The sequence below is a fragment of the Micromonospora sp. MH99 genome, assembly GCF_021442385.1.
Lineage (GTDB): Bacteria > Actinomycetota > Actinomycetes > Mycobacteriales > Micromonosporaceae > Micromonospora.
This window is the reverse complement of sequence record NZ_MUZA01000011.1, coordinates 67,312-87,179: the sequence shown is the minus strand read 5'-3', so window position 1 is coordinate 87,179 and position 19,868 is coordinate 67,312. Positions and strand designations below refer to the sequence as shown.

14 protein-coding genes are annotated in these 19,868 nt (G+C 72.0%); 7 read left to right on the top strand and 7 right to left on the bottom strand.

What is annotated here, in order from left to right; genetic code table 11:
* Positions 1 to 31: 31 nt before the first annotated feature.
* The 4 genes from B0E54_RS08735 to B0E54_RS08720 all read right to left on the bottom strand — a co-directional run bounded on the left by B0E54_RS08735 (position 32) and on the right by B0E54_RS08720 (position 4,687).
* A complete protein-coding gene (locus tag B0E54_RS08735; RefSeq protein WP_234582770.1) occupies positions 32 to 928 on the bottom strand; it encodes an acetyltransferase in 897 nt (298 codons plus the stop codon).
* A gap of 164 nt (positions 929 to 1,092) precedes the next feature.
* Positions 1,093 to 2,292: a low temperature requirement protein A gene (locus B0E54_RS08730; protein ID WP_234582769.1), complete on the bottom strand. Its 1,200-nt coding sequence runs from the start codon at positions 2,290 to 2,292 to the stop codon at positions 1,093 to 1,095.
* 79 nt (positions 2,293 to 2,371) lie between these two features.
* Positions 2,372 to 3,745: a hypothetical protein gene (locus B0E54_RS08725; protein WP_234582768.1), complete on the bottom strand. Its 1,374-nt coding sequence runs from the start codon at positions 3,743 to 3,745 to the stop codon at positions 2,372 to 2,374.
* 48 nt (positions 3,746 to 3,793) lie between these two features.
* On the bottom strand, positions 3,794 to 4,687 hold the full coding sequence (locus B0E54_RS08720) for an NAD(P)-dependent oxidoreductase (RefSeq protein WP_234582767.1): 894 nt from the start codon (positions 4,685 to 4,687) through the stop codon (positions 3,794 to 3,796).
* A 119-nt stretch (positions 4,688 to 4,806) separates the two neighbouring features.
* Between B0E54_RS08720 and B0E54_RS08715 the strand changes: the two genes are divergently transcribed.
* From B0E54_RS08715 to B0E54_RS08700, 4 genes are all read left to right on the top strand, one after another.
* Entirely contained in the window at positions 4,807 to 5,217 is a 411-nt protein-coding gene (locus B0E54_RS08715; protein WP_234582766.1) for a VOC family protein, read from the top strand.
* A gap of 136 nt (positions 5,218 to 5,353) precedes the next feature.
* A complete protein-coding gene (locus B0E54_RS08710; RefSeq protein ID WP_234582765.1) occupies positions 5,354 to 5,821 on the top strand; it encodes a pyridoxamine 5'-phosphate oxidase family protein in 468 nt (155 codons plus the stop codon).
* 101 nt (positions 5,822 to 5,922) lie between these two features.
* A complete protein-coding gene (locus tag B0E54_RS08705) occupies positions 5,923 to 6,342 on the top strand; it encodes a PPOX class F420-dependent oxidoreductase (protein WP_234582764.1) in 420 nt (139 codons plus the stop codon).
* A 120-nt stretch (positions 6,343 to 6,462) separates the two neighbouring features.
* Positions 6,463 to 7,788 (top strand): glycoside hydrolase family 18 protein, encoded by a 1,326-nt coding sequence (locus tag B0E54_RS08700; protein ID WP_234582763.1) that lies wholly within the window; start codon positions 6,463 to 6,465, stop codon positions 7,786 to 7,788.
* Between the two features lie 45 nt (positions 7,789 to 7,833).
* On the opposite strand, the gene B0E54_RS08695 is transcribed toward B0E54_RS08700, so the two are convergent.
* Positions 7,834 to 8,205, bottom strand: coding sequence for a hypothetical protein (locus B0E54_RS08695; RefSeq protein ID WP_234582762.1), 372 nt, complete (start codon positions 8,203 to 8,205; stop codon positions 7,834 to 7,836).
* 168 nt (positions 8,206 to 8,373) lie between these two features.
* Here B0E54_RS08695 and B0E54_RS08690 point away from each other — a divergent pair, with 168 nt between their 5' ends.
* The 3 genes from B0E54_RS08690 (at position 8,374) to B0E54_RS08680 (ending at position 13,110) form a co-directional block, all read left to right on the top strand.
* Positions 8,374 to 11,175: a M14 family zinc carboxypeptidase gene (locus B0E54_RS08690; protein ID WP_234582761.1), complete on the top strand. Its 2,802-nt coding sequence runs from the start codon at positions 8,374 to 8,376 to the stop codon at positions 11,173 to 11,175.
* A 213-nt stretch (positions 11,176 to 11,388) separates the two neighbouring features.
* Positions 11,389 to 11,835, top strand: coding sequence for a hypothetical protein (locus B0E54_RS08685; RefSeq protein WP_234582760.1), 447 nt, complete (start codon positions 11,389 to 11,391; stop codon positions 11,833 to 11,835).
* Between the two features lie 216 nt (positions 11,836 to 12,051).
* A complete protein-coding gene (locus B0E54_RS08680; protein ID WP_234582759.1) occupies positions 12,052 to 13,110 on the top strand; it encodes an endonuclease domain-containing protein in 1,059 nt (352 codons plus the stop codon).
* Here the strand turns inward: B0E54_RS08680 and B0E54_RS08675 are convergent.
* Together B0E54_RS08675 and B0E54_RS08670 are read right to left on the bottom strand one after the other, a co-directional pair.
* Positions 13,037 to 17,302, bottom strand: a complete 4,266-nt coding sequence (locus tag B0E54_RS08675) for an FtsK/SpoIIIE domain-containing protein (RefSeq protein WP_234582758.1) — start codon at positions 17,300 to 17,302, stop codon at positions 13,037 to 13,039. The genes B0E54_RS08680 and B0E54_RS08675 overlap by 74 nt on opposite strands.
* Before the next feature lie 10 nt (positions 17,303 to 17,312).
* On the bottom strand, positions 17,313 to 19,856 hold the full coding sequence (locus B0E54_RS08670; protein WP_234582757.1) for a WD40 repeat domain-containing serine/threonine protein kinase: 2,544 nt from the start codon (positions 19,854 to 19,856) through the stop codon (positions 17,313 to 17,315).
* Positions 19,857 to 19,868 lie beyond the last annotated feature (12 nt).

Sequence of the window (19,868 nt, the reverse complement as noted above, 5' to 3'; positions counted from 1 at the left end):
CCCGGGTGACGCGGGGCGCACCCCCGACGGGCTACGCCTTGTCGGCCGGCGGCGCGAACAGCACGCGCGAGCGGAGCTGCCGGAACCCGGTCCGCTCCAACTCGGCGAGCACCGCGACGCGGTGGGCGTCCACGTCGGCGATCACCTCCCGGGCGCCTCCGGCGGCGAGCACCCGGACCGCCTCGGCCAGCAGCTCACCGCGCGCCGCCTCGTCGAGCAGACCGAGGTACGCCAGCAGGGGGTAGCAGGCGTCGCCGGCCGTGCCGACCAGGCCGACCGGCTGCCCGCCCGCCACGCCGACGCGCCACTGGTCGGTCGACTCCCCCAGCCAGGCCAACGGATCGGTGGCCAGGTCGACGCCGCTGACGGCGCGCGCGATCTCCGCGCCGGTCAGCGCGTCCGGTTGGGCGACCCGGGCGACCAGGGCGTTGATCTCCGCCACGTCGACGGGCGGTCGGAACGTGTACCGGCCGGAGGTCGTCGGCAGCGGCGTGCCCGTCCACGAGCACCGCAGCCGCTCACCCACCTCGACCAGGCCGGCGAGTCGGGCCGCCTCCATCGGCGCGGTGACCACGGCCAGCACCTCGGGTCGACGCCGCCAGTGCGCGGGCAGGGCCGCGTAGTACCGACCGGGACCTCCCAGCGCCTCGTGGGCGGCGTGCAGCAGCGCGGCCCCGACCTGCGGCTCGGCGGCCAGGTCGAACCGCTCCAGCCAGGGAGCGCCCACCGCTCCGGGCGGGAGGAGCCAGGCCGCCCGCCCGACCACCCGGCCGTCGCGCAGGGCGATCCAGGTGTTCTCGGGTCGGTAGCCGCCGCCGGCGATGCCGTCGGCATACGCGATCTGCCGCAGTTGGGGCAGCGGGTCGGTCATGGAGTCGAACAGGTTTTCCTCGCCCGCGACGAGCGGGCGGATGACGAGACTGGTCATGGCGGACCTCCGGACAGCGAGCGCCCCGGGTCAGATCCGCGTGGACGCCGGTGCGCGGAGGGGGCGCAGAACATCGGACATTGTTCTGACCTCCTCTCGGCTCGACGGCGTGCCCGCCAACCTACGCCAACCGCCAGCAGCCCACAATGTCTTTCTGGCCCGGCTCACAACGTCGGGTTGGTCTCCGCGCCGCGTTGGTGGAGCCGCCCGTCGGCGACGGCGATCCCGGCCAGGATCAGCGCCGCCACGGCGGTCACGGCGACCGGCGGGAGAAGGACGCTGGGCAGCGCCGCCACGACCAGCACCAGCGCGCCGACGAACAGCATCCAACAGCGCGGCGCGGACTTGTGCGTCCGCTCCAGGTAGCTCCGCCCGATCAGGAACACCACCGGGCCACCGAAGATGATGGCCACCAGGGCCCAGTCGATGGGCGGGTGTGGATCCTCGATGACCTGCCCGAAGCCGACTGCGGTGCAGATGATGCCGCCGACGATGAGCAGGAGGCTGTAGCTCGCCCACCGGGACAGTTGCAGGCCCTCACCGCTGGCGCTGGCGGTGGCCCGGCGGCCCGGCCCCACGTGGTAGAAGTAGATCCGCCAGAACGAGACCGTGGCCACGAAGGCGGCCACGAGGGTGAGGGTCCGCTCGGTCGAGAAGCCGGGAAAGCTGACGGCGGCGCCGGTTTCGAGCACCACCTCGGCCAGCGCGATCATGAAGAACTGGTTGTACCGCTCGGCGAGGTGCACCTCGGAGACCGTGATCAGGTTGCCCAGCGGCACCCGGCCGATACGCGGCACCGGCCAGTCGGAGGCCGCGCCGACGAGCTCGACGGCGAGCGCGAGCGTCCAGAGAACACCACGGCCGAGGCCGCCGTCGATGCCGCCACTGATCCAGAAGACGCCGGAGACCGAGTGCCAGGCCAACACCCGGAACGAGAACATCTGGGCCGGGTGGCCCCGCAGGGCGAGCGCCAGGTAGAGCGGTCTGCCGAGCTGGATGACGACGTACGTGCAGGCGAAGATCATGCCGCGCTGACCGAACGCCTGCGGCAGCGAGACCGCCAGCACCAGGGTGCCGAACATCGTGGCGAGAAGAACGACCTGGATCTCGACCCGGCGCGGGTCGTAGGTGCTGGCCAGCAACGCGTTGAGCGACCAGATCATCCACATCGCCGTGAAGAACAGCAGCGTCTGGCCCGCCTCGGACAGCAGCGTGTGCCGGACGATGGTCAGGTCGTCCGCGACCCGCCCGGCGAGGCGGGCGAGCGCGAAGACGTACACGATGTCGAAGAGCAGTTCCAGGACGGTCGCCGAGCGTGGGCTCCTGCTGTCGGCCAGCCCGCGCATCCAGGTGCGCGTCAGCATGGCCGCACCCCCTCGCCGACCGGTCCCGCCTCGTACCCGTTGAGGGGACTTTATCCCGGTCTGTCGGTACGCCCGGTGGTTATGCCGGATCGACTGGAGGACTGTCGGCGCCGCGCCCCCAGCGCCTCGTTCGGGCGGTCCGCCGCCTCGTCCGGGCCCGCCGGTCCGCGCGCAGGCCGGCGCGGCCGAGCAGCCGGATCAGCAGCCAGCAGAACAGCGCCAGCGTGCCGAACAGGGCGATGGTCACGATCCGCCAGCGCATGCTGTTGACCTGGAGCATCTCGGGCAGCAGCGCCGCGACGCCGGCGACCGCGGTGACCGAGAACAGCCACTGGAGGCGCTGCTGGAACAGCGCCGTCTGCAACCCGAAGAGCTGGCTCAGATTGCTGCGCAGCAGTTCGAGGCGCTGCCGGGCGGCCTGCAGGTGCCGGGGAACCCGCAGCCCGTCGATGAGGAACGTGGCCACCGCGATGCGCATGGGGTCGCGGTACATGAGGTCCACGTTGCCGACCTCGGCCAGCCCTCGACTCAGTTGCAACTGCACCCGGGCCAGTTGGGTGATGCGTGCGCCGAGCGAGTGCCCCGGCCCGACGAGTTCGTCGCGGTCGTTCGGGTCCACACCCACCCACAGTTGGCAGAAGAACCACTGGGCGTGGATCTGGCCGTACATGTCCTGGACCATGCGGGCCGCCGCCGACGCTCCCCGTACCCCGTCGTGCAGGACCGCCACGGTGGACCAGCCGGTGGTGCGGACCAGCAGGCCGGGCAGGCGCAGCGGCCCGTCGTCGGCCGCCGCGCCCGCGGTCACCGGCAGGGCGGAGAGCCGCAGCAGCGACTCCACGAGTGGGTCGTTCTCGGACCGTTCGGGACCGCGCAGGACGAAGAACTGGCGCATGTTCTGGAACGGGTAGCGGCGCTCGCGGGGCTCGAAGCCGGCCGACTCGCGCAGGATGGCGCGGACCGCCTGGACGTGGGCGGACACCGTCAGCCCGCCGTGCTCCCGGGGCTCGGCCTCGATCATGCTCAGGTGCCCGGCCAGGTTCGGCGGGAAGGTGTCCAGGTCGCGCAGGTGCCGGAAGTAGTCGAGGGTGTTCTCGCGGACGAGATCGTCGTAGAACCGGCAGATGTCCTCGGTGCTGACGGCGGGCCCCGGCGCGGCGAACCGCAGGTCCACCGAGATCACACCGAGCGCCGGGTAGATGACGATCTGGGTGCTGGTCGCCCACGTCGTACGGCCGATGCGGACCGCCGACGTGCCGAGGGAGATCTGCAGCACCGGCGGATGGGTGGCCAGGTAGGAGATGTTGTAGGCCCGGGTCTCCTCGTGCTGAACGACATCGACCGAGGTGGCACCCAGTCTGGCCAGCAGCGGGAGCGCTGGTTCCACGTCCTGCACCGTGCCGCCGAGGTCGAACTTGACCGGCACGTACACGTGATCGATATCGAGGGTCACGCATACATTCTGACCGTGCGGCACAACCCGGTTACGCGCCGAGCGGGCCTACAACTGGTCGACGTGGTCGCGCCACGAGTGCCGGGGCTCGTAGCCCAGCATCCGTCGCGCCTTGTCGATGCTGAGCAGGGTCTCGTGCTCGCCCAGCTCCTTGCGGATCTCGACACCCGGGTACACCTCGGCCATCAGGCTGGCGCTCGATGAGGTCATGACGGTGTCGGCGTTGGCGATGATGAACACCTCCGCGCCGGGCTGGTCGTACGCGAGCGCCCGCTCGACCGCCTGGGCGCCGTCGCGGGCGTCGATGTAGCCCCACAGGTTCCACCGCCGCGAGCGCGGATCGGCGTCGAAGGAGGGGAACTGCAGGTAGTCCTCGACGTCCATCACGTTGGAGAACCGCAGGCCCACCATGACCAGCTCCGGGTCCCACCTGCAGAAGTGCCGCGCCATCTCCTCCTCGAGGGCCTTGTTCAGCGAGTACGTCGACTCCGGCCGGGGCGCGTACTCCTCGTCGACAGGCGCGTACGGCGGCGGGGTGTCGAACGGCAGCCCGAGCACCGTCTCGCTGGACGCCCACACCACCCGCTTGATGCCGGCCGCGCGGGCGGCGGCGAAGACGTTGTACGTCGCGGCGGAGTTGTTCGCGAACGTGGCCGCGTTGGACAGCAGCCCGGGCGCCGGGACCGCGGCCAGGTGCACGACCGCCTCGACACCACCGGCGTGCTCGTCGGTGCCGCCGGTGAACGCCTCGACCACCTGCCCGTAGTCGGTCAGGTCGGACAGGAGGAACTCGCCGTCGACGTCGCGGGGGTCGCGCCCGCCGACGCGGTCCATCGCCAGCACGTCCACGCCCAGGCCGCGCAGGTGGGCGACCACGGCCCGGCCGAGCTTGCCGGTGGCGCCGGTGACGACGACGCGTCCGGGCAGTACAGGATCGGTCATGGTCCCATCCTCTCCGGCCGGCCCGGGCACGCCGCACGCGGGTGCGGCCGCGCCCGGCACCGCCGCATCGATCAGGAATCGAGAAGTACGCGCCGACGGCCCTACCTAGCATGGCCAGCATGGACATCACCATTCACACGACAGTTCTTCCGCACGTCGACCCGGAGGCCTCGGTGGCCTTCTACCGCGACGTCCTCGGCTTCGAGGTCCGCAGCGACGTCGGCAAGGGCACGATGCGGTGGATCACCGTCGGCCCCGTCGACCAGCCCGGAACGTCCATCCTGCTGGCCCCACCGGCCGCCGACCCTGGCATCACCGAGGACGAGCGGCGCACCATCGCCGAGATGATGGCCAAGGGCACCTACGGGTGGATCCTGCTGGCGACCCGGGACCTGGACGGCACCTTCGAGAAGATCCAGTCCGGCGACGCCGAGGTCGTCCAGGAGCCGACCGAGCAGCCGTACGGCATCCGCGACTGCGCCTTTCGCGATCCCGCCGGCAACATGGTCCGCATCCAGGAACTGGGCTGAGCCATGTGTCTCACCGCCTGGGGGCGCGCACGCGCCGAGGAGCAGCGCCTGAACGACCTCGCACGGCTGCGCAACGTGCCGGACGTGCCGTTGGTCGCGGCGGGGGCGACCGAACCGATCGGGGAGCACGAGGTCGATGGGGGCAGGTGTGGCGAGCGCGCCACCGCGGGGGCGTGAGGAGCGGCTGAGGGACACGCGCAGGAGACTGGAGACCGACGTCGACCTCTGGGTCGCCACGTCGGGCTCCCAGGACGGCGTGCACCTCGTCCCGCTCTCCTACCTCTGGGACGGGAGCGTGTTTCTCATCTCGACGCCGCGCGCCTCGGTCACCGGCCGCAACCTGCTCGGGGACGGTCGGGTGCGGCTCAGCCTGGGGACGACGCGCGACGTCGTCATCGTCGACGGTGCCGCCGAGCCGGTGGACACCGCCGAACTCGGCGACGAGAGGCGTGCGGCGTTCGCCACCAGGACCGGTTTCGACCCGAGCGGAATCGCCGAGCCCTACCAGTACTTCGTGATCCGGCCGCGGCGCATCCTGGCCTGGCGGGAGGCCAACGAGCTGCGGGGACGCGTCCTCATGCGCGACGGCAGTTGGCTCGACTGAGCCCTTCGGCCTCCCGCCCGCCGCGATCCGCGTCCTGCCGTACGCGGGTCGGGCGGGTGCGTACCGTGCAGGGGTAAACGCTCATGCGAGGAGGAGCCTTCATGTCCAAGCCACCGCTTCCCGAGGCCGCGGTCGAGATGCTGCGCAAGCCGAACCCGGCCGTCATGACCACGCTCCGCAACGGTGGTCAGCCGGTGTCCGCCGCGACCTGGTACCTGTGGGAAGACGGCCGGATCCTGGTCAACATGGACGAGAGCCGCCGCCGGTTGGAGCACGTCCGCAACGATCCTCGGGTCTCGCTCACGGTGCTGGACGAGGCCGGCTGGTACACCCACGTCAGCATCATCGGGCACGTCGCCGAGCTGCGCGCCGACGAGGATCTCGCCGACATCGACAGGCTGTCCCGGCACTACACGGGCAATGCCTACCCGCGGCGGGAGCGGGGTCGGGTCAGCGCCCTCATCGAGATCGACCGCTGGCACGGCTGGGGCTCGCTCAAGGACAACAGCCAGGTCGGCTGACCGTCCGACGCGGGGACGGCGGCACAGCGGCGGCTCTTGACCGCAGAGCGTGATCGGCTTAACTTCATCAATCAGATAAGTGTCTTTACTAATTCTGCTTGATCCCTCGTGGGAGTGCCGATGCGACAATTGCGTCACCGCCGCCTCACCGCCGTCCTCGCCGTGGCGACCCTGCTGCTCACCGCCGCCCCGTCCACCGCGGCGAGCGCCGCCGCCCGGCCCGACCGCCAGCCCGGCTACCACCGGGTCGGCTACTTCACCCAGTGGGGCATCTACGGCCGGGCCTTCACGATCAAGAAGCTCGACGCCTCCGGGGCCGCGAGCCGCCTCACCCACCTCAACTACGCCTTCGGCAACGTCAGCGAGGACGGCCGCTGCTATGTGGACGGCGGGCCGGGCGAGGGCGACGCCTGGGCCGACTACCAACGGCCGGTTTCCGCCGACGAGAGCGTCGACGGCGTCGCCGACGCCCCCGGTCAGGCGCTCAACGGCAACTTCGGCCAGCTCGCCAAGCTCAAGGCCAAGCACCCCGGCCTGAAGGTGCTGATCTCGCTGGGCGGGTGGAGCTGGTCGACGTACTTCTCCAACGCCGCCCGCACCGACGCCTCCCGCAAGGCGTTCGTCGCGTCCTGCATCGACCTTTACCTCAAGGGCAACCTGCCGGGCGCACCCGGCGCGGCAGCGGGCGTCTTCGACGGCGTCGACCTCGACTGGGAGTGGCCGAACTGGGACGGCGAGCCCGGCAACGTCATCCGCCCGCAGGACCGGGAGAACTTCACCAAGCTGCTGGCCGAGTTCCGCCGGCAGCTCGACGCGTACGGGCGCACGACCCGCGCGCACCACCCGCTGACGGCCTTCCTGCCGGCCAACCCGGCCACGATGGACGCCGGCTACGAGGGCCGCAAGATCTTCAAGTACCTCGACTTCGCCACCGTGCAGGGGTACGACTTCCACGGCGGCTGGGAGGCCGTGGCCAACCAGCAGTCCGCGCTGCGCGTGCCGGCGGGCTCGCCGGACAACCCGGACTTCTCCGTCGAGGTGGCCATCGACGGCTGGATCGACCGTGGAGCGCCGCGCGGCAAGCTGGTCCTGGGCATCCCCTACTACGGTCGCGGCTGGACCGGCGTCACCGGCGGCGGCACCGGCCTGTTCCAGCCGGCCACGGGGCCCGCGCCGGCGACCTTCGAGGCCGGCTACGAGGACTACAAGAACCTCAAGACCCTGGCCGGCAACGGCTACACCGTACACCGCGACCTGCGGGCCGGGCACGCCTGGCTCTTCGACGGTACGACCTTCTGGACGTACGACGACCCGGCGGTCGTGTTGCAGAAGACGCTCTACATCCGGCGGGCCGGCCTGGCCGGCGCGATGGTCTGGTCACTCGACGGCGACGACGACAACGCCACCCTGACCAGGACGATCGACCTCGGCCTGACGACCCGGTAGGCGCACCCGACGCCCGTGATCACGTGCGGCGCGCGCCGCACGGGGTCACGGGCGTCGTGCCTCCGGCGTCACCGCGCGCACGGTGGCCTCGATGAGCGCGGTCACCTGGGTCATGTCCCGCGCGCGGGGCACGTCCAGGTCGGCCGACCAGCCGTCCCGCCGGCTGAACTCCACCGACACGTCGTCGCGGCGGTGGGTGAGCCACCCGGCGACCGCCTGCACGAGCACCATGGCGGTGCCGGCGTCCTCGGCCGCCACCCGCAGCACGTCCGCGCCGCCCTCGGATGCCCCCTCCGGTGGCGTCAGGGCGACCCCGTCGCGGAGGCGGTCGTCGGCGCGCAGCCAGGACGCAAGCGAGCGCTGGACATCGGCGGACGGAAGATCCGGACGAACCGCGATCGTGATCGCCTCCGGCACGTTCTGCTCCCTCCAGGACGACGCTGAGTCACACCACCATCCTGCCAGTCGCTCCCGGAGCCGGCATCCCATGCAGTCATCGGTGTCGATCAGACCTTGACCGCCGCGTCGGCCCATTCATAGGCTCCGGCCACTGCGAGGCTTTCCCCCAAGAAGGGAACCCGAGACATGGCCCCATCATCGCGTCCGTTCTGGACGGTCCCTCCCAGGCGGCTGGCAGGCGTCGCCGCGATCGCGCTCCTTCTCGGCACGACTCCCCTGCTCGGCGGCACACCATCCGCGAGCGCCGCCCCACCGTCGCGATGCAGCACCGACCCGGGCGCACGGCTGGGCGGCGTACCCACCCCGGAGGCCGTGCTCGGCTTCCCCCTCGGAACGGGACAGGAGCGGGTCGTCACCAACGACGAGGTCCGCACCTACCTCGGGGCCGTGGACCGGGCCTCCGACCGCGTCGTCACGGGCGTGACGGCCACCAGCGTGCTCGGCCAGCCCCTGCCGTACGCGGTGGTGTCCAACGAGCGCCACGTGCGGCCGTCCGAGCTGCGAAAGATCGCCGACGACGTACGCGACCTGCGTGACCCCCGCCGGACCAGCGCACGGACCGCCGCGCGGACGGCGAAGGACAGCCCCGCCATCGTCTGGGTCACCGCGAACGTGCACGGCGGTGAGAAGAGCGGCACCGACGCTGCCCTCAAGACGCTGTACGAGTTGGCCGCCGGCCTGTCCTGCGAGATCGCGCGCCGCAACGACAACCTGGTCACCATCATCGTTCCGACCCAGAACCCGGACGGCCGCGACGCGACCCGGCGGCAGAACGAGTTCGGCTTCGACCTGAACCGGGACTGGTTCGCCCGCACCCAGCAGGAGACGGACGGCAAACTCGAACTGCTGCGCCGCTACCCGCCGCAGGTCTTCATCGACGCGCACGAGATGGGCGGCCGGCAGTACTTCTTCCCGCCCAACGCCGACCCGATCCACCACGAGATCGCCGGCGAGGCGGTGGACTGGATCAACCGGATCGGCGAGGCCAACAAGGCCGGCTTCGGCTACAACGGCGCCTGCGACGACACCGTCACGACCGAGTGCTACTTCAACTACGACACGTACGACATGTTCTTCATGGGGTACGGCGACACCGTGCCGACCACCGGATTCGGCGCGGCCGGCATGACGTACGAGAAGGGCAGCGCCTCGGCCGTCGCCGACCGGGTGCAGCAGCAGTTCCACACCCAGTGGTCGACGCTCGGCTGGGCCGCCGCCAACAAGCGGGAGGTGCTGGACGGCTACTTCGACATCTGGACCGACGCGCTCGCCGAGGGCCGGGCGGGCGCCCTGGAGCCGAACGAGGTGGTGCAGCCCACCAACGAGGTCCAGTTCCCGGTGCCCGACATCACGATCCGCTCGTACTTCCTGCTGCCGGACCGGCAGCTCGCCGATGTCCGCCGGCTCGTCGAGCGGCTACGCCGCATGGACGTCGAGGTGTACGAGGTGCGCAAGCCCACCCGCGTGCCCACCGCCCGGGTCTTCGGCGGTCGCAGCGCCACAAACGTGACGGTGCCCAAGGGGGCGTACTGGATCCCGATGGACCAGCCGCAGAAACACTGGATCCAGGCGATCATGGGCGAGGACCCGTACGTGCCGTTCCCGTACTTCTACGACGTGTCCTCCTGGAGCAACCCGCTGCTGATGGGCGTGTCCACGATCTACACGGGCGACAACGTCCGGCCGAACGCCCAGCTCGTCCGGGAGATCACCGGCGGCCGGAGCGGCCTGGCGTGGCCGTGGGGCTCCTACACGTACCCGCTGGACTCGGCAGCCGCCGCGGAGTTCACCTTCACCCTGCTCGGCCGCGGCGTGCCGCTCGTGCGGGACCTGACCACCAGCCGCGTCGCGATCCCGGCGAGCCGGCTGAGCCGTACGGTCGACGACCTGGCCGAGGCCGCCGGGGTCACCCTCACCCCCGGTGGGCGCCCCACCGGGACCCGCCTCGACCTGCCCGACGTCGGGCTGTTCCAGGGCACCGGCATCTCCACCACGTCCGGCTCGCACGGCGAGGCCCGGTACGTGCTCGGCAAGCGGTGGGGCCTCGACCTCACGCCGGTCACCACTGCCGACATCAACGACAACACCGCGGCGTTCACCGGGCGTACGGTGCTGCTGGTCCCCGACGGCAGCAACGCCACCGGCGGTCTGACCGCCGCCGGGCAGGCCAACCTGCGCGACTGGATCGCCCAGGGCCACACCTACGTCGGGCTGCGCAACGAGGGCACCCGGCTGGCCCGCGCCGCCGGGCTCACCTCCACCACGGAGAAGACCAAACCGGCCGACTACCTGGTGATCGGCTCGCACCTGCGGGTCGACGTCGACACCGACAACCCGGTCGCCCTCGGCCGCCCCGCCGAGGACTTCGAGTTCAACAACAGCGACCCGATCCTCAACCCCAGCACCACCGGGACGAACGTGCTCACCTACCCGGCCGGCGACACGTTCTGGGCCAACGGCTACACCGTCGGCGCGGACATCCTCAAGGGCACGGCGGCCGTCGTCGACGAGCCGACCGGCGCCGGCAGGTCGGTGCTGTTCGCGTTCAACCCGCTCTTTCGCGCGTACAACGAGAATGGTCTGCACCTGGTGGCCAACGCGCTGCTCTACCCGCCGGGCGCACCCGACGCCCGACGCACGCCCGGCACCGACGCGGCGCGCGCCAGCGCCGCCGCCGCGCCGGTCGCGGCGGACCTGGGCGGCGGCTGGCGACCGACCACCATCGAGGTCGCGGCGACGGACCTGGCCCGCACGCGGGCCATCGTCGAACGCTTCACCACCGACGCCCGGACGTCCGCGAAGGGCACCTCGGCGTACGTCGTGATCCCCAACCCGCAGGGCCTCCAGGCCGACGAACACCCCTTCACGAACGATCTGGTACGCGCGCTGCGCACCGCCGGAGTGCCACTGCGGTCGGTGGTCGCCTGACCGACCCCGCAGAGCGAGATGCCCGAGTGAGTGGCCAGGTCTTGTCCCGAACACATCGTTCGGGACAAGACCGAACTCGCCCTTGACCGGGCCGGGCGGGACGCCGCCTGTGCGGAACAGACGTCGATGCTGGAAACCTGTCAAATCGCGTCCATACGCTGGTGCCGGCCGACGGATCCGTCGGCCCGACAGCACCACTCGTGGAGGTCGCACATGCAGGTCCAGCGTCTCGCGCTCACCATGTCGATGGCGGTCACGGCGGTCGCCGGCGCCCTGGTCGTCGGCGCTTCCCCGGCCTCCGCAGCCGGCAACGACGACCATTACGTGACCTACTGGGACGACTACACGATGTGCCAGGCCGGTCGCCTCGACTTCGTCGACTACGGCGAGGGTGCACCCGGCGGCGGCATGAACGACGACTACTTCGTCGTGAAGGACACCTGCGCCAACGGCGACGGGGTCCTGGGCCGGGTCTACGTCAACGGCGTCCTGCGGGACACCAAGTACAACGGCGGCGGATCCGGGAGTTCGGTCATCTGGGACCCGGCTCAGGTCTACGCGAACGACGTGGTCCGGATGGAGATCTGCGGGGCGAACGGTCCTACGGACTACTTGGGCTACTCCTGCAACTACACCACCTTCCAAAGCATCGACGGCTGACCGAAAACGCTCGCCAGCACCGAGGATGCCGACCACGTCGCCTCGCGGGGCGGTAGTGGAGTTCGGAGGCTGTGGAGCTGACATCGTCGACGAATCAGGCGGGACGTCGACCGGGAACAGCGTCTGCGCAGATCTTGGACAGTTACCGTCCTCCGCGGACGGTAACTGTCCAAGATTTGGTGGCGCGGGGACCAACCAACCGCAACGCTCGACGACATGCTGCCCGCCGATGACGCTGACGCTCTCGAATGGCTCGCCTTCGAGCAGGCGGGCGTGCTGACGACCGCGCAAGCCGCGCGACTGCTCGGCGAGGGGTTGGTGCGGAGCCGGATCCGCACCGGCCGCTGGCGGTCGATGTGCCGAGGGGTCCTGTTGACCGGCAACGGCCGGCTGACCCGCGACCAGCAACTGTGGGTGGCCGTGCTGGCGGCGGGCGCGGGAGCAGTCCTGGCTGGGGCGACCGCCGCCGCCGAGGCCGGGGTACGGGGACTGCGGCGTGAACCCCTGCACCTGCTGGTGCCCGCCGACCGTCGCGCCGCGCGGACCAGCCTGCGGCGGCTTCCGATCGACATGCCCGCCGTGCTGGTCCATCGCACCACGGTCCTCCCCGACGCTCATCTCCAGCTCGCCCGCCCGCCGCGCACGACGACCGCACGCGCCCTCGTGGACGCCGCCGGATGGGCGGCCGGTGTGGACGAGGCGCAGGGGGTGCTGGCCGCCGGTTGCCAACAGCGCCGCGTGCTGCCCGCGGAGCTGGATGCCGTGCTCGACGTCCTGCCCCGGGCACCCCGCCGACGACTGATCCGGCAGACCGTCGGCGACATCAGCGGCGGCGCGCAGGCGCTGTCCGAGATCAACTTTGTGCGGCTGTGCCGACAGCATCGGCTGCCCGCACCGGACCTGCAACAACACCGGGTCGACGCGGCGGGCCGCAACCGCTGGCTGGACGCGTACTGGAAAAAATGGCGGGTGCAGGTGGAGATCGACGACGCGCACCACATGGACGCCCGGCAGTGGGCGGCCGACATGCGGCGGCAGAACGACGTCTGGACCAGCGGCGACCGGATCCTGCGCTTCCCGGCCTGGCTGGTCCGCGCCCGCCCCGAGGAGGTCGCCGAAGCCGTCCGCCGGGCTCTCGTCGCGGGCGGCTGGACCCAACCTCAACGCACTCCGAGGTACGGCCGGCGCGGTCCGGCGCGGCTCAGGGTGCTGCCACCTGCACCAACACCGGGGTACGACCGGTGGAGAGGTAGCCGCGCCCGGGAGGGCCGGTGAGGTACTGGTCGGGCTCCAGGGTGATGTTGTGGGCCACTGCCGTCGTCCGGTTGCTCGGGGCCAGCACGAGGCGTGTCCCGGCCAGCATGACAGCGTTGACCAGGCGGGTGAGCGGGCTGGGGAAACCAGTCAACAGGGGCGCGGCGTCGGCGCTGACGATCAGGGCCCGCCGGCCGCGAGCCGCCGGTTGGACGATGTCGTCGAGGAGCGTGGGGCTGCTCGCGAAGCCCTGTTCGGTGGGCAGCACGGTGATCCGGTCGACGTCGTCGACGACCACTGCGTACGGCATGTCGCCGAAGGCCGCGACGGCCTCGCGGAGGTCGGTGTCCCTGATCGCGACGCCGGTGACCACCCGGAGCCCGGGGTCGTCGGAGAGCAGCCCCGGCAGCGGAGACTGCGGCGGCGCGACGGCGAGTACGCCGATGCCGCGTCGGCGAAGCGCGTGGACCACAGCGGCGGCGGCCGTCGTACGGCCGGTCCCGCCGGTCCCGGAGATCAGCATCAGGTGCGGCCCGGCCTCGAACAGGTCGACGCCGATGGTGGTCGTGTCGGGCCCACCGACACCCAGCGGTATCCACGTCGACCGGCCCTGGCCGGCCGCGGTGGTGTCGAGCGCGGCGAGATCGACGCGGGACGGCAGGGCGGGGAACCGCCGGGGCCGCCGGTGCGCGGGCGTGTCGTGCGGCTCGGCGGCGAGGTCCGCTACCGACCGGGTCGGTAGGCACATCTGCACGTGCCGTCCGCTGCCGGCGTCGATGGCCCGCCCGGGGAGGACGGGCGGACTGGTCATGCTGGTCAGCAGCTGCATCCGCCGGGTCTCCTCCTTGGGAAACGGCAGGAGCAGCCGACGGTTGTAGAGGGTCGGCAACCGGTGGGTCAGCATGTCCTGGCCGCCGATCGGAACCACGTGCACTCCGAGCGGCGTACCCGCGCTGATGACGCCGCGCAGGGTGGCGACCAGGGACGTCTCGACGAAGGTCGGGTCGCCGTGGTCCTCGAAGTGCTCCCAGCCGTCGATGACGACCACGATGTACGGGCGGGCTGTGTCCGGCGGAGACGCGCTGCCGGCGCGGCGCTGGATCTCCTCGTCGAGCCAGGTGACCAGGCGACGGATCCGGTCGGGCTCGGCGGGCGAGAAGACCCCGCCGCAGTGCGGCAAACCCGCGTACTCGGCCAGGCCCGCCGGGTGCCGTTCCACGACGTACAGGTGGGCCTGGTCGGGCCGGAAGCGACCGACCAGGCCGGTGATCAGGGTCCGGGCGAAGGTCGTCCGGCCGGACTGCGGGCCACCGGCGACGAGGAGCCGGTCGGCCCCGGCGAGGTCGAGGAAGTCGGCCGGCTGCGCCTGGCGTGCCGGGTCATCGGCGAGGCCGAATGGTACGGCAGTCCTCGGCGCGGCGGCGGTCCACTGTGCCGGAAGCTCGTCCACCGTCAGCGTGGCCGGCAGCGGGGGCAGCACCGGTCGGAAGGGGGCCGGTAGCCCGGACCGCTGTGCGGCCTCCTCGATCGCCGCGATGGCGAGTTCCTGGTCGGTGGGCCCGCTGCCGGCTCTCGGCGCGGCGGTGGGTCGCGCGGCGCCGAGGTCCGTCGCGCTCAGGACCCGGACCAGAGCCGGGGTGGCACCGCCCGCCGGCGGCGGGTCGCCGAGATAGCCGGACTGGAACGGTTGTGGGACGCGGCTTTCGGCGGTGGTGCACAGGATCATGCCGCGTCCGCGCAGCACGCCCGGGATGCTGGCGGCGTCCGGCACGCCGAGCACCTCGGTGCTGTCGGCAGGTTCGTTCTGCCGCAGGCTGATCCGCAGGGACACGTTGTTCTTCAATTCCGGCGACAGCTTGCCCTGCAACGACTGCGTGGCCAGGACGAGGTGCATGCCGAGCGAGCGGCCCTTCGCGGCGACGTTCACCAGTTCCCTGACGAAGTCGGGAGAGGCGTCCAGCACCCGGCCAAACTCGTCGAAGATCAGCACCAGTCGGGGCAGCGGCGGCAGGGCCGTCCCGCCCAGGCGCTTCTGCCAGTACCTGTCGATCTCGCCGTCGTGGCGGGCCAGCAGGGACTCGCGCCGGCTCACCTCCGCCCGGAGCGAGGCGAGGACCCGGGCCGCCGCCGCGTCGTCGAACACGTCGGCGGGGGTCTCACCGGTGGACCGGATGAGGGCGACGACGTGCGGGCAGTGTTCGAACGGCAGGAAGGCGCTGCCACCCTTGAAGTCGACGAGCACCAGGTTGAGCTCGTCCGGCCGGTTGGCCAGCAGCAACGACGTGACCAGGGTTTGCAGCAGGATGCTCTTTCCGGCGCCCGTCGCGCCGCCCAGCATGGTGTGTGGGCCCTGGCCGGCGAGGTCGACGGCCACCGGCCCGGTCGCGTCCGCGCCGAGCAGCACACGGGTCCGCGGACCCCGACCCCGCTCCCACAGCGCCAGCACGTCGGCGGCGGTGGGCGTGCCGAGGTCGAGGAGATCCAGCAGGCGTACCGACCGTGGGATGGCGTTCTGGGCCGCCCCGCGGGTCGCCCGGTCCCGCATCGGCGCCAACGCCCGCGCCAGCCGCTCGGCGGTCGTCGCGTCGACCCCGTCGGCGTCGACAGTCACCGCCTGGCCGTCCGGGCTGGCGGTGAGGCGCGTCGAGTCGCCCGACGTCTCGATCAGCCCCCGGCATTCGTTCATGCTGTGCCGGTCGGCGCAGATCAGGTACACCCCGACCGCCGGCCCGTCCCGCAGGACCTCGTCCATCCCGGGCAGGTCGCGCAGCGCCAGCGCGCCGTCGAGGACGACGACCACGTCCACGAACCGCTGCGGGTCGCGTTCGGCACGCCGGGACGCGACGAGAGTACGCAGCTCCCGTACCCGCTCGGTGCGGGTGCCGGCGGTGTTGCCGATCCGGCACGAGTACGCCGCCGCGTCACCCGCGTCGATGTGCGGCAGCCAGCGCGCCCAGGTCAGGCCGCCGACCTCCGCGGCGCTGAGCAGCACCATCCGCAGATCGTCGGGGGCGCGCAGGGTGGCGAGTTGCAGCAGCAGCCAGCGCAGGACGTCGTGGACCGCCTCGTCCGCGCCGGTCACGCCGAGCACACCGACGACGCCCAGGTCCACGGTGATCGGGACCGCCGACAGTTTCGGGGTGCGGAACTCCGGCCAGGGCTCGCCGCGGACCGTCACCGACGCCGGCTCGTCGGCGACGCCAACCCGCAGCGCCAGCGCGTGCGGTGCCCCGGCGCGGCGGGTCCACAGGCCGGACCGCACACCGCCGGCGATCTCGACGATCTCGGCGGGGCTCGGTGCGAGCGTCCGGCGTACCCGCTGCTCGGCCTCGACCTGGGCGGCGACAGCCGATTCGACTGCCTTCTTCGCCTTGGTGAACTCGGCCTGGCGTTCGGCGTCCTGCTTCTCCTGCGCCGACTGGTTGAGCAGGAGAGCGCCGACGGAGATCGCCGCGCCGAGCAGCAGGATCGGCGTGTGGGTGAACAGGGCGGTCGCCACTGACCCCGCGCCGCCCAGCAGGATCCCGGCGGCCACCGGCCCCCGGGCGACGATGGGTCGCACCGGCATGGACACCTCGACGACTCCGATCACCGGTGCGCGGGCGAAGGCGCGGTCGAAGTCGACCCGACCATCCGCGGCCCGGACCGTCCGCCGCGCCTCGGCGGGCAGGGGTGTCCACCGCACCTCGTTCCCGCCGATCTGGAGTGCGCTGGCCGACGCCACGGCGGTCGGGTGCGTGATCCGGGCACCGTCGACGAACGTGCCGTTGCTCGATCCGCCATCGGTGAGGGTGGCCGTGCCGTCCGCCGACACCTCCAGCAGGGCGTGCGTGCGGCGGGAGACGTCCGCGTCGCGCAGCGGCAGCGCCGCCGAGGACGTGCGAGCAATCGGGTGGGTTCCGGGTCGCAACGCGACAGCCAGGCCCGCGTCCGGGCCGGCAACCACCTCGAGTACGCCCACCGCGCCGTCGGTGACGAGACGACCGGCCGGTCCGGGGCCACCCACGCTGAGCACCGAGCCGGCCAGCAGCGGGGTGTCCGCCAGACGCGCGGCCGGATCCAGCGCGACGGCCCCGGCGAAGCAGCGCCGGCCCGTGGCCGGGATGGGCAGCGCGGCCAGCAGGGATCGCACGCTGGTGGCCGGTGCGGCGCTCACCTCGATGTCGTGCGTCGCCCCCGTGTCGGCGTCCCGCACGGTCATTCGCAGGATCATCGCCGAGTCCTCACCGGGACGGGCCGTACGTCCACAGCCGCAGCCCCTCGTCGCCGCCGAGGGCGACGACCTCGCCGCGCGGCGCCATCACCACCGCCTCGGACGGCAGGACGTCGGAGTCCAGGAAGCCCTCCTTGTACCTGTGGACTGTCCGGGCGGTGGTGGTGTGCCAGATCCGCACCTCGCCCCGCTCGGCCGTGACGAAGAGGTCGCCTGGCCCGAACGCGGCCGCGTCGGGGGGCGTCGTCCCGCCGTCCAGGGTCGCCACGACGGCGCCGGTGCCGGAGGCACGGATCACCGTGTCACCGTCGGACCTGAATTCCGCCCACGGCGCGATGGGCCCGGTGATCCGGGCGGCGCTGCGGCCACTGGTCGCCTCCCAGGCACGAACCCCGCCCTGCCCGTCGATGCCCACGAGAACACGTCCGTCCGGAGTGAAGCGAATCGTCTGGACCCCCATGTCCCCCGCCGACAGGTCGACCGGCTTGCCCAACGACGCCATCGGCCACACCTTGACGTCGCCGGAACCGACGGCCGCGATGCTGTCCCCACCGGGAGAGAACAGCAGCCGGGTCACCGTGTCGTACTCGCCGAAGACGAGTGTCGCCCGGACCTGCCGGCTGGCGACATCCCAGAGCTTGACGACACCGTCCCGCCCACCACTGGCGAGGGTCTTGCCGTCGGGGCTGAAGACGAGCACCTTGATCTCCTCGCGGTGCCCCGCGGCGACGGCTGCCGTCTTGCGCGTCGCCACATCCCAGAATGTGATCGCGAAGGTCCCGGCGTCCGCGCTGGCGAGCGTCACGCCGTCCGGGCTGAACGCCACCGCGCTGACCTCGGCGTCGTCCAGCGTCACCATCGTGGAATTCCGCTGGTGCACGAGGAGATGACCGCCCAGGATGAGGCTGGCGACCAACACGAACCGCAGCAGCAGCCCCGGCCGCCGGGGGCCGAGCGGTTGGAACGCCCGAGCCGCCCAGACCGGCACCTCCGGGGACTGATCGATCCGGACGTGCTCAGGGACGAGGGTGCCCAGTCTGGCTGCCATCGTTTTCGGGCCCATGCCGATGTCACCGACGATCCACATCGGCCCCCGGCCGTCCCGCTGCGGGGGCCCCTGGAACACCCTCCCGTGCGCCGGCGCGGGCGTACGCGCCGACAGCTCGATCCCCAGCCGCGAGGTGCCGGTCGACGACCCGGCGCCGGGCCACACCGCGATGCTGGCGACATGCTTGAAAGGCAGGTCGGGCGGTGATCCGCGCGCGCCCTGGAAGCGGAGGGAATCCGGGCCGAACCGCAGCGTGCCGTGCCACGGGTCGACGATCGCATCCGCCGCCGTCCAAAACGCCAGCACCCCGATGGTGAGGGCGGCGGGGATCGGCATCCACTCGGGGAGGACGCTTGCCGTCACCACCTCGACGAACAGGACAACCGCCCAGATCGTGAGGACGATCAGGGCCAGCTGAGCCAGGACGAGGGCGCCCCGGGTCTTCTCCGGCACCTCGACCGGGAACGTGGTCGCCACCGCCCCGGTCGACGGTGGTGATGACGCCGCGCTCTGCCGCTGGCGAGGTGGCGTGGACCGGTCCGGGTGCACGGTCGTGGCCTGCCGCTCCCAGGACTCGCCCACCGGCTCACCGTCGGCGTCGCCGTCGGCGTCGGCCTCGACGCCGTCCGAGGCGAGTGGGTCGGAGGCGGCGGTGTCCCGGCGGCCGGTCGCCCCGGCGTCGACCGGAACGGCGAGCAGATCGCGGGCCCGCTGGACGGTGAGCCGGTGCGCCACATCCCGCGTGAGCAGGCCACTGATCACCGTGGCCAACGGCTCCCCACACGTCATGGCCGGGATGTCGTCGTACAGGACGGCGTGCAGGGTGGCCGCGGTGGACGCCCGCTCGAACGGCAGCTCACCGGTGACGGCCTGGGCGAGCGTCACGCCCGCCGACCAGAGATCGGCCGCCGGCGTGGGTTCGCTGCCGTGGAACAGCTCCGGTGCGAGGTACCCGGTCGAGCCCATCATGCCGTGCCGGGTCAGGCGTGCGTCCCCCACCGCCTGCGCGATGCCGAAGTCGAGCAACTTCACCGCGTCGCCGGGGAGCACCATGATGTTGCCGGGCTTGACGTCACGGTGCACGACACCTACCGAGTGCGCGGCGTCCAGCGCGTCCAGCATGCGTACGGCGATCGCCGTCACCCGGGCCGGCGGCAACGCCCCCTCCCGTTCGAGGAGGTCGGCCAGCGTGGGGGCGTCCACCAGCTCGGTCACGATGTAGACGGCCTCGTCGTCACCGCCGGCCGGCACCAGGTCGTGGATCGCCACGACCGCCGGATGGTTGATCTGCCCGGCGGTCCGCGCCTCCCGCAGCGCCCGCTCGCCGAACAGCAGGCGTTCCTCGCCGGTCAGACCGGCCGGTGCGCGGACCTCCTTGACCGCGACGACGCGCCCGATCAGCTCGTCGGTCGCGCGCCACACGACCCCCATGCCACCCCGGCCGAGCACGCTCTCCAACCGGTAGCGACCCGCGACGAGCCGCTGCGCCGGCTGGGGATCTGACACCCTCGCGCTCCT

Bases quoted from the DNA above. Each gene is read 5' to 3' on its own strand.
- B0E54_RS08710 (WP_234582765.1), top strand. From the start codon at position 5,354: ATGGGGGCAGGTGTGGCGAGCGCGCCACCGCGGGGGCGTGAGGAGCGG.
- B0E54_RS08720 (WP_234582767.1), bottom strand. From the start codon at position 4,687: ATGACCGATCCTGTACTGCCCGGACGCGTCGTCGTCACCGGCGCCACC.
- B0E54_RS08685 (WP_234582760.1), top strand. From the start codon at position 11,389: ATGCAGGTCCAGCGTCTCGCGCTCACCATGTCGATGGCGGTCACGGCG.
- B0E54_RS08680 (WP_234582759.1), top strand. From the start codon at position 12,052: ATGCTGCCCGCCGATGACGCTGACGCTCTCGAATGGCTCGCCTTCGAG.
- B0E54_RS08675 (WP_234582758.1), bottom strand. From the start codon at position 17,302: ATGATCCTGCGAATGACCGTGCGGGACGCCGACACGGGGGCGACGCAC.
- B0E54_RS08700 (WP_234582763.1), top strand. From the start codon at position 6,463: ATGCGACAATTGCGTCACCGCCGCCTCACCGCCGTCCTCGCCGTGGCG.
- B0E54_RS08715 (WP_234582766.1), top strand. From the start codon at position 4,807: ATGGACATCACCATTCACACGACAGTTCTTCCGCACGTCGACCCGGAG.
- B0E54_RS08735 (WP_234582770.1), bottom strand. From the start codon at position 928: ATGACCAGTCTCGTCATCCGCCCGCTCGTCGCGGGCGAGGAAAACCTG.
- B0E54_RS08705 (WP_234582764.1), top strand. From the start codon at position 5,923: ATGTCCAAGCCACCGCTTCCCGAGGCCGCGGTCGAGATGCTGCGCAAG.
- B0E54_RS08730 (WP_234582769.1), bottom strand. From the start codon at position 2,292: ATGCTGACGCGCACCTGGATGCGCGGGCTGGCCGACAGCAGGAGCCCA.
- B0E54_RS08690 (WP_234582761.1), top strand. From the start codon at position 8,374: ATGGCCCCATCATCGCGTCCGTTCTGGACGGTCCCTCCCAGGCGGCTG.